We start from the raw sequence: 8576 nt of genomic DNA, 5'->3' as shown, positions 1-8576 counted from the left end.
CCCGCGCGACGGGGTGGCGCCCCCCCCGCGGCCCGCCCCCCCCCACCCCCCCCGCCGGCCCCCCGCGCGCCGGGCCCCCCCCCCCCGCGGCCCCGCCGCCCCCGACACCTCTCCCCCGATCGACGGGGGAGAGGAAAGGCCCCCCTTCCGCAACTGCTGCGGGACGGGCGGGGCAGCGCAAGCTTTCGCAGTTGGCTCGTCATCAGGTACCGGTCGGACGCTTGCCTCACCCGCCCCCACGCGGCATAGATCGGCCATGACAAGCGAACCTTACCGCCCGCGCCGCTCGGTGCTTTACGTCCCCGCCTCCAACGACAAGGCGCTGGCCAGGATCGCGACGCTGGCCTGCGATGCCGTGATCATCGACCTCGAAGACGCCGTCGCGCCCTCAGACAAGATCGCCGCGCGGGACAAACTGGCCGGCATTTTCGCCAGCCGACCGAAACGCCGCTGCGAGATGATCGTGCGCGTCAACGCGCTGTCCAGCGAATGGGGCAACGATGACCTGCTGACCGCGGCGAAATTCGAGCCCGACGGCATCCTGTTGTCCAAGGTCGCCACGCCGCGCGATATCCTCGAAGTCGGCGACGTGCTCGACGACAATTTTGCCCCCGACAGCGTCAAGCTCTGGGCGATGATCGAGACGCCCAAGGCCATGCTCAATATCGGCGCCATTGCCGAACTCGGCCGCGATCGCGCTTCGCGGCTAAATTGTTTCGTTGCCGGAACGAACGATCTGGTCAAGGAAACCGGCATTCTGGCGACGCCTGATCGGCGCTACCTCGTGCCTTGGCTGATGCAGATGGTGCTGGCGGCGCGGGCCGGCGGCATCGACATACTCGACGGCGTCTCCAACGATTTTCGCGACCTCGACGCGTTTGCGCGCGAATGCACGGAAGCCGCCGCCATGGGGTTCGACGGCAAGACGCTGATCCACCCCGCCCAGATCGAAACCGCCAACCGCGCCTTTGCGCCCGCGCCCGAAGCCTTGGCCGAGGCGCACGCGGTGAAAGAGGCTTTCGCCTTGCCCGAAAATGCCGGCAAGGGCGTGATTGCGCTGGATGGCAGGATGGTCGAACGGCTGCACCTGGTGCAAGCCGAAAAACTGCTGGCGAAGGCCGCCGCCATCGGCGCATGATCCGCCCCGAAAAGACGAACTCACGACAGGATCTGACCCATGAGACTTTACCGCTTTCTGTCCGCCCCCGACGATTCAACCTTCTGCCACAAGGTCACCGCGGCGCTGAACAAGGGCTGGCACCTGTACGGCTCACCGACCTACGCCTATGACAAGAAGACCAAATCGATGCGCTGCGGCCAGGCGGTGGTGAAGGATATCGACGGCCAGGAATACGGGCCGGATACGAAGCTGAGTGATTGGTAGGCGAGCTTTGCCAGCCTGTCTAAGACAGCGCTAGGCTGCCTCGGCAATATCAAGACGCACTGTAAGTCCGGCCTGTGTGGCCAGATTGATCAAGGTGTCCAGACTAAAATTCGCGATCCTGCCCCGCAGAAGATCGCTAAGGCGTGGCTGGGTAATCCCGAGCCGGTTGGCTGCTTCGGCTTGGGTAACGTCCCAACTCCGCACCCGCTGTTCGATCGCGATCAGCAAATTGGAGCGCATAGTCATGTTGGCGGACTGAGCCGGGGTGTCTTCCAGCGCATCCCAGACATTTTCAAAGCTTTGACGTTCCATGAGCATGTCTCACTGAATTTGCCTGAACCGCGATGCGGCAAGAGCCAAGTCTCGTTTCGCCGTCTGTTGCGTCTTCTTCTGGAAGGCGTGCAAGACAAAGACGGCGTCACCTATGCTGGCGACGTAAAGCACCCGGAACGCGCCAGCATCGTCTCGGACACGGATTTCCCGTACGCCTAGGCCTATCGTCGTCATCGGCTTCCAATCGCTTGGCTCAAATCCGAGTTGAACCTTGTGCAGTTGAACGCCCGTTTCCTTGCGCACCGCCTCTGGAAAAGCCCGGAGCTTGGCAAGAGAATCTCCAAGAAACTCCAGTCGCTTGGTCGGCATACAGACTTTATATCAAAACTTGTATAATTTCACAAGCAGGCTCGCCACCTGAATATCGCACAGCCTTACTCCGCCGCCTCTTCAAGCTTTTCCATATCGTCGTCCGACAGGCCGAAATGGTGGCCGATCTCGTGGATCAGCACGTGGGTGACGATGTCGCCCAGCGTCTCTTCGTTTTCGGCCCAATAGTCGAGGATGGCGCGGCGGTAGAGGGTGATGCGGTTCGGGCCTTCGCCGGTCTGCGGGTTCCAGCGCTCGGCGATGCCGCGGCCCTCGAACAGGCCAAGCAGATCAAACGGTGTCTCCAGCGACAGATCGTCCATGATCTCGTCGGTCGGGAATTCGGCGATCATGATGACGATCTCGCCGGTCAGCTTGCGAAAATCGTCGGGCAGATGTGCGTACGCCTCCAGCGCCAGAAACTCGATCTCCTCGATCGAAGGCGAGAGTTCATCGTGCCAGGTGCGGGTCTTGTAGATGCGGGCCATGCTTTGTCCTTTGATCCGGCATATAGGCTTTCCCTCCGGACTCGGCAAATGGACCGGGTACCTGGCCAATGACTGTTTCTTTGCGCCGAATGGCTGCGACCAAAGTCCAAGGTTGGCCTCGTCACCTTTGATCAAGGAATAAATTCCTTCTGACTCCGCTTGACTCTTCCGGCACCCTCTGGAATCTATAGGAACATAACAGGAACAGTTGTGAGAGAAATTGACCGTCATGGCGACATCAGCCGTGGCGCGGGAGACTGTTTTTGCCCTGCGCCGCCAGATCGCGAAGATCGAGGGAACGCTGCCCGAGCGCCTGGCCGCGCCGGCTGGCGAGGGGCTGCGCGCGGGTCCTGGCGGCGGTCTCGACGCCGCGCCTGAACCCGATGCCGATGTCACCATCATCCGGCGCGGGCTTGCCGTGGCTTCGCCGGATGCTTTCCTGGCCACCGGCGTCGAGCGCCTCGATGCGGCCATCAGCGGCGGCCTTCCGAAAGCCGCCTTGAGCGAAATCCATGGCCTTGAGACCCGCAATGCCGGGGCCGTCGCCGGCTTTGTGCTGTCGCTTGTCAGCCTGATCCTCAAGGGCCAGCCCTTGCCCGTGCTGTGGATCGGCACATCGGAGATTTTTCGCGAGGCCGGCTTTCCCTATGCCAGGGGATTGCAGGGCATTTTCGGTATCGCACCGGAGCAATTGCTGTTTTCCGAGGCGCCGAAACTCACCGATGCGCTGTGGGTAGCCGAGGAGGCCGCGAAGATGACGGCGCTCGCCGCAATCATCCTCGAAATCCGTGGCAGCCCGCAGCGGCTCGACCTCACCGCGACGCGCCGGCTGCACGCGCGCGCCCAAAACGCCGGCCGGCCGGTGTTCCTGCTGCGCCAGGCCGGCGAAGCCGAGCCGACCGCCGCCCCGGTGCGCCTCATCGTGTCGGCTGCACCAGCGGCGAGCCGCCGGACGATCGCCGGGTCGCTCGCCGGCTCGATCGGCCGGCCTGCCTTCACCGTCAGCATCGGCAAGAGCCGCACCGCTCTGCCTGGACAATTCACACTGGAGTGGAATCCCGATGAACACGCATTCGAAGAAAGAAAGCCCCGCGAAAAACGGGCAGAGAATTCTGTCGCTGTGGTTCCCGCATCTGGCGGCAGAACGGATCCTGCGCCAGCGCCTGGGACGGTCGTGGCGTTCCCGGCCTTCGGATCATCTGCCGCCATCTCACCCACCGCTCGTGATCAGCCATCGCGACCGCAACGCCCAGCGCATATCGGCCCTCGACGAGCGGGCTGAGGCGCTGCATCTGAAGCCTGGCATGGGCATTGCCGATGCGCGCGCCATGCATCCCTCGATCGACATCGTCGAGGCCGATCCGGACGCCGATCGCCGGCTGCTCGAAGGCCTCGCCGACTGGTGCGATCGCTATACGCCGCTGGTGGCGCTCGACGGTACTGATGGCCTTTATCTCGACGTCACCGGCTGCACGCATCTGTTCGGCGGCGAGCGCGCCATGCTGGACGACATCCTTGCGCGGTTTTTCCAGCAGGGTTTCGATGTCCGCGCCGGGTTGGCCGCGACGCCGGGTGCAGCCTGGGCGGCGGCGCGCTTCTGCGGCAACCGCATCGTTGTCTCCGGCGAGGAGGAAGCGCTGCTCGCCCCCTTGCCGCTGGCGGCACTGCGCATCGAAGCCGATATCCGCGCCAGCTTGGAAAGCGTCGGCCTGCGGACCGCCGGCGCGATCATGGCAGCGCCGCGCGCGCCGCTCGCCCGTCGCTTCGGCGCGACCTTGCTGTTGCGGCTCGACCAGGCGCTCGGCCGTCTCGACGAGGCGGTATCGCCGCGCCTGCCCGTGGCCCCGCTTTCGGTCGAACGCCACCTGGCCGAGCCGGTCGTGCTGACCGCCGAGATCGAACGGCTGGTGCTCTTGCTGGCGGTGACGCTGAAGGCCGATCTCGAACGCCGCGGCGAGGGCGCAAGGATGCTGGCGCTGCTTTTGTTTCGCGTCGACGGCGCCGTCAGCCGCATCGCTGTCGGTACCTCGCGACCGTTGCGCGAACCCAAGCTTATCCAGCGCCTGTTCCATGAGCGGCTGGCCGCGCTCGAACAGGACATCGATGCCGGCTACGGCTTCGACCTGGTGCGGCTTTCGGTGCTGGCGGCCGCCGGCTTCGACATGCAGCAGGCCGATTTGACCGGCGAGACCGAGGATGACGGCGCCGACATGGCACTCTTTGCCGACCGCATCCGCGCCAGGCTCGGCGACAGTGCGGTGCTGAAACCGGTCGCCCTCGAGAGCCATCTGCCGGAGCGCGCCATCGCCACCATCCCGTTCTCGGAAGCGCCACAACGCAAAACACCGCTCAGGAAGCCGGGCTCGAAAGACGCGCCGCGCGCAACCATCTTCCCGCCGGAACGGCCGATCCGGCTGTTCCGTTCGCCCGAGCCGATCGAGGTGCCGGCCACCGAAATGCCTGAGGGTCCGCCGATGAATTTCCGCTGGCGCCGCGCGCTCTACCGGGTCGCGCGCGCCGAGGGGCCGGAACGCATCGCGCCGGAATGGTGGCGTGAAACGTCAAGCGATCCGCTCACATCGACGCGTGACTATTTCCGGATCGAGGATGCCGACGGCCGCCGCTACTGGCTCTACCGGCAAGGCCTCTATGGCAACCCGCAGGTGCCGCCGCGCTGGTTCATGCATGGGGTCTTCGCATGAACGCGCTGACCGTCATCCCCTATGCGGAATTCGGCATCCAGTCGAACTTCTCCTTCCTGCGCGGCGCCTCCAAGCCGGAGGAGCTGGTGGTGGCGGCCAAATTCCTCGGCTTTTCCTCGATCGGACTGGCAGACCGCAACACGGTGGCCGGCGTCGTGCGCGCCTGGCAGCAGGCCAAGGTCGAGAAGCTCGCCTATCACCCCGGTTGCCGCCTGGTGTTCGGCGACGGCACGCCGGACATTCTCGCCTATCCGCAGAACCGCAAGGGCTGGGGCCATCTCTGCCGCATGCTGACGCAAGCCAATTTGCGCGATGAAAACGAGAAGGGCGCGACCCTTCTCCAGCGCAGCGACCTGCTCGAATGGGGCGACCTGCTGTCGCTGGCGGTGCTGCCGGATCTCTCGGCGAATGCCGACGATCCCCTGGCATTGGTCCGTCAACTGAAAGACCGTTTCGGCGCTAATTTGCGGCTAGGCATGGCGCCGGATTATCGCGGCAATGACCGTTTCCGCATCGAGCAGGCGGCGGGCATGGCGGACATCGCCGGCGTGCCGCTGATGGCGACCAACGACGTGCTTTATCACAGCGCCGAGCGCCGCTCGCTGCAAGATGTGCTCACCGCCATCCGCCTCAATTTGCCGGTCGCCGAGGTCGGGCTGGAGCTGACGGCCAACGCCGAGCGCCATCTGAAGCCGCCGCTGGAAATGGCCCGTCTCTTCCGCCGCCATCCACCGGCGCTGGCCGAGACGCTGCGCTTTGCCGGCGAACTGACCTTCTCGCTCAGCGACCTCCAGTACAATTATCCCGACGAGCCGACGCAATCAGGGCTTGGGCCGCAGGCCGAGCTAGAGCGTCTGGCCAGGGAGGGGGCCGCCACGCGCTATCCGGCGGGCGTCCCCGCTTCCGTCTTGCAGCGCATCAGTGAGGAGCTCGCTCTGATCGAGCGTCTGAATTATGCGCGCTATTTCCTGACCGTTTACGACATCGTCCAGTTCGCCCGCAATGAGGGCATTCTGTGCCAGGGCAGAGGCTCGGCCGCCAACTCGATCGTCTGCTACTGCATCGGCATCACCGAGGTCGGCCCCGAGCGCATCGACACGTTGTTCGAGCGCTTCATTTCCGAGGAGCGCAACGAGCCGCCCGACATCGACGTCGATTTCGAGCATGAGCGGCGTGAGGAGGTGATCCAGTACATCTACTCCAAATACAGCGCCAAGCGCACCGCGCTGGCTGCCGCCGTCATCAGCTATCGCGGCCGCTCGGCGCTGCGCGAGGTGGCCAAGGCCATGGGCCTATCGGACGATGTCCGCATTGCGCTCTCCAGTTCGATCTGGGGCTGGTCGACCTCGGAGCTCGGCGAGAAGGAGGCGCATGCCGGCGGCCTCGACCGCAACGAGACCTCGACCCGTCACGTGATCGCCCACGCCAACGAGATCATGGGCTTTCCCCGGCATCTGTCGCAGCATGTCGGCGGCTTCGTCATTACCCGCGACCGGCTCGACGAGATCGTCCCCATCGTCAAGACGGCGATGGAGGCGCGCAAGATGGTCGAGTGGGATAAGGACGATCTCGACGCGGTGAAGATCCTGAAGGTGGATATTCTGGCGCTTGGCATGCTGACCTGCCTGAAGCGCGCCTTCACCTTGCTCACCGACCATTATCCGAAGGCCCGGGATGATTACGGCCGACCCTATGTGCTGGCCACCCTGCCGCCGGAAGAGAACGACGTGTACGACATGATCTGCCGCGCCGACACGCTCGGCGTCTTCCAGATCGAATCGCGCGCGCAGATGTCGATGCTGCCGCGTCTACGCCCGCGCGAATTCTACGACCTGGTCATCGAGGTGGCGATCGTGCGGCCCGGCCCGATCCAGGGCGACATGGTGCACCCCTATCTGCGCCGTCGGCAGGGCAAGGAAGCGGCTGAATATCAAAAGCCAGAGCTGGAGGCTATTCTCAAGAAGACACTCGGCGTGCCGCTGTTTCAGGAACAGGCGATGAATATTGCAATCGTCGCCGGTGGTTTCAAACCCGGCGAAGCCGACGAACTACGCCGCGCCATGGCCACCTTCAAGCGCACCGGCACCATCGGCAATTACCGCCAGCGCATGATCGACGGCATGGTCGGCAAGGGATACACCAAAGACTTCGCCGAGCGCTGCTTCAAGCAGATCGAAGGCTTCGGCGAATACGGCTTTCCCGAAAGCCACGCCGCCTCCTTCGCTTTGCTCGTCTATGCCTCCTGCTGGTTCAAGACCTTTTATCCCGACGTGTTCTGCGCCGCGATCCTGAATTCGCAGCCGATGGGGTTTTACCAGCCGGCCCAGCTGGTGCGCGACGCGCGCGACCATGGCGTCGATATCCGCGACGTCGACGTCAATTTTTCCGACTGGGACTGCACCCTGGAGAAAGCCCAATTCGATCCGGGCCGCATCCTGGGGCGCCATGCCGAAATGCGCGGTGTCATCAAGACCCGGTACGCCGTCCGGCTTGGCTTCCGTCAGATCAAGGGCTTGGCCGAGAAGCGTATGGAAGCTTTCACCGCGCGGCGCGGCGCCGGCTATACAAGCGTCAGGGATGTGTGGCTGCGCTCGGGCCTCGATGTCGGCGAAATCGAAAGACTGGCGCAGGCTGACGCCTTCCGCTCGCTCGGCCTCGACCGTCGTGAAGCCTTGTGGGCGGTGCGCGCGCTGGATGGCAAGAGCGCCGCCGAACGGCTGCCGCTGTTCGACCAGCCGGCGATCCGGCTGCGCGAACTCGAGCCCGAGACAAAACTGCCGACAATGCCGCTCGGCGAGCACGTCATCCACGACTACCGCGCGCTCGGCCTGTCGCTGAAGGCGCATCCGGTCGCCTTCCTGCGCGAGCGGCTCGACCGCGCCGGCGTCATTCCCAATGCCAATCTCGGCTCGGTGCGCGACGGCAGGCGGGTCTCGGTCGCCGGCCTGGTGCTGGTGCGGCAGCGGCCCGGCAAGGGCAATGCGATCTTCCTGACGCTGGAAGACGACAAGGCCGTCGCCAACGTCATTTTCTGGGAGCGGACCTTTACCCGTTTCCGGCCCATCGTCATGGGCGCGCGCTTCGTCAAGGTCACCGGCAAGCTGCAGTCGGAATCCGACGTCATCCACATCGTCGCCGAGAAGATCGAGGATTTGACGCCGTGGCTGACGGTGCTGCTGGAAGAGATGACGCCGGCTGCCCGGCCCGACATTGCCACCCTCTCGGACAAAGCTGAAAGGGTCATGCCCAAGGGGCGGAATTTTCAGTAGGCAAGTGCAGGGCGGTCGGGAGCCCATGACATTAATGCCGGCAAGGGCAGAGGGGGGCGCGAAGGATCGCCAACAGAATGGCTTCTTAGGC

The 8576-nt window shown here is 64.5% G+C and carries 8 protein-coding genes; 5 read left to right on the top strand and 3 right to left on the bottom strand.

Annotated elements, in window-relative coordinates; all coding sequences use genetic code 11:
* Positions 1-256: 256 nt before the first annotated feature.
* Positions 257-1138, top strand: a complete 882-nt coding sequence (locus tag NKJ88_RS26520; RefSeq protein WP_023673922.1) for an HpcH/HpaI aldolase/citrate lyase family protein — start codon at positions 257-259, stop codon at positions 1136-1138.
* A gap of 39 nt (positions 1139-1177) precedes the next feature.
* Positions 1178-1384, top strand: a complete 207-nt coding sequence (locus NKJ88_RS26515; RefSeq protein ID WP_023673921.1) for a DUF1737 domain-containing protein — start codon at positions 1178-1180, stop codon at positions 1382-1384.
* Positions 1385-1414: 30 nt separating this feature from the next.
* Here the strand turns inward: NKJ88_RS26515 and NKJ88_RS26510 are convergent, their stop codons facing one another.
* The 3 genes from NKJ88_RS26510 to NKJ88_RS26500 form a co-directional block, all read right to left on the bottom strand.
* Positions 1415-1696, bottom strand: a complete 282-nt coding sequence (locus tag NKJ88_RS26510) for a helix-turn-helix domain-containing protein (protein ID WP_023673920.1) — start codon at positions 1694-1696, stop codon at positions 1415-1417.
* A gap of 9 nt (positions 1697-1705) precedes the next feature.
* On the bottom strand, positions 1706-2026 hold the full coding sequence (locus NKJ88_RS26505; protein ID WP_023673919.1) for a type II toxin-antitoxin system RelE/ParE family toxin: 321 nt from the start codon (positions 2024-2026) through the stop codon (positions 1706-1708).
* A 65-nt stretch (positions 2027-2091) separates the two neighbouring features.
* Positions 2092-2514 carry a metallopeptidase family protein gene (locus NKJ88_RS26500; RefSeq protein ID WP_023673918.1) on the bottom strand — a complete coding sequence of 141 codons (423 nt, stop codon included), beginning with the start codon at positions 2512-2514 and terminating at the stop codon, positions 2092-2094.
* A gap of 229 nt (positions 2515-2743) precedes the next feature.
* Here NKJ88_RS26500 and NKJ88_RS26495 point away from each other — a divergent pair, with 229 nt between their 5' ends.
* The 3 genes from NKJ88_RS26495 to NKJ88_RS26485 are packed head-to-tail and all read left to right on the top strand — an operon-like array spanning position 2744 to position 8485.
* Entirely contained in the window at positions 2744-3796 is a 1053-nt protein-coding gene (locus tag NKJ88_RS26495; protein WP_352446157.1) for an ImuA family protein, read from the top strand.
* On the top strand, positions 3738-5216 hold the full coding sequence (locus NKJ88_RS26490) for a DUF6504 family protein (RefSeq protein WP_023736736.1): 1479 nt from the start codon (positions 3738-3740) through the stop codon (positions 5214-5216). Before NKJ88_RS26495 ends, NKJ88_RS26490 begins: the two co-directional genes overlap by 59 nt.
* A complete protein-coding gene (locus NKJ88_RS26485; protein WP_023672121.1) occupies positions 5213-8485 on the top strand; it encodes an error-prone DNA polymerase in 3273 nt (1090 codons plus the stop codon). The genes NKJ88_RS26490 and NKJ88_RS26485 overlap by 4 nt, the downstream gene beginning before the upstream one ends.
* Positions 8486-8576 lie beyond the last annotated feature (91 nt).

The organism is Mesorhizobium sp. M0016, from assembly GCF_040324035.1.
Taxonomy (GTDB): domain Bacteria; phylum Pseudomonadota; class Alphaproteobacteria; order Rhizobiales; family Rhizobiaceae; genus Mesorhizobium.
Note: the sequence above shows the minus strand (reverse complement) of the source record. Positions and strands in the feature narration are given on the sequence as shown.

Coding starts and splice junctions, on each gene's coding strand:
- NKJ88_RS26495 (WP_352446157.1), top strand. CDS start 2,744: ATGGCGACATCAGCCGTGGCGCGGGAGACTGTTTTTGCCCTGCGCCGC.
- NKJ88_RS26485 (WP_023672121.1), top strand. CDS start 5,213: ATGAACGCGCTGACCGTCATCCCCTATGCGGAATTCGGCATCCAGTCG.
- NKJ88_RS26500 (WP_023673918.1), bottom strand. CDS start 2,514: ATGGCCCGCATCTACAAGACCCGCACCTGGCACGATGAACTCTCGCCT.
- NKJ88_RS26515 (WP_023673921.1), top strand. CDS start 1,178: ATGAGACTTTACCGCTTTCTGTCCGCCCCCGACGATTCAACCTTCTGC.
- NKJ88_RS26505 (WP_023673919.1), bottom strand. CDS start 2,026: ATGCCGACCAAGCGACTGGAGTTTCTTGGAGATTCTCTTGCCAAGCTC.
- NKJ88_RS26520 (WP_023673922.1), top strand. CDS start 257: ATGACAAGCGAACCTTACCGCCCGCGCCGCTCGGTGCTTTACGTCCCC.
- NKJ88_RS26510 (WP_023673920.1), bottom strand. CDS start 1,696: ATGGAACGTCAAAGCTTTGAAAATGTCTGGGATGCGCTGGAAGACACC.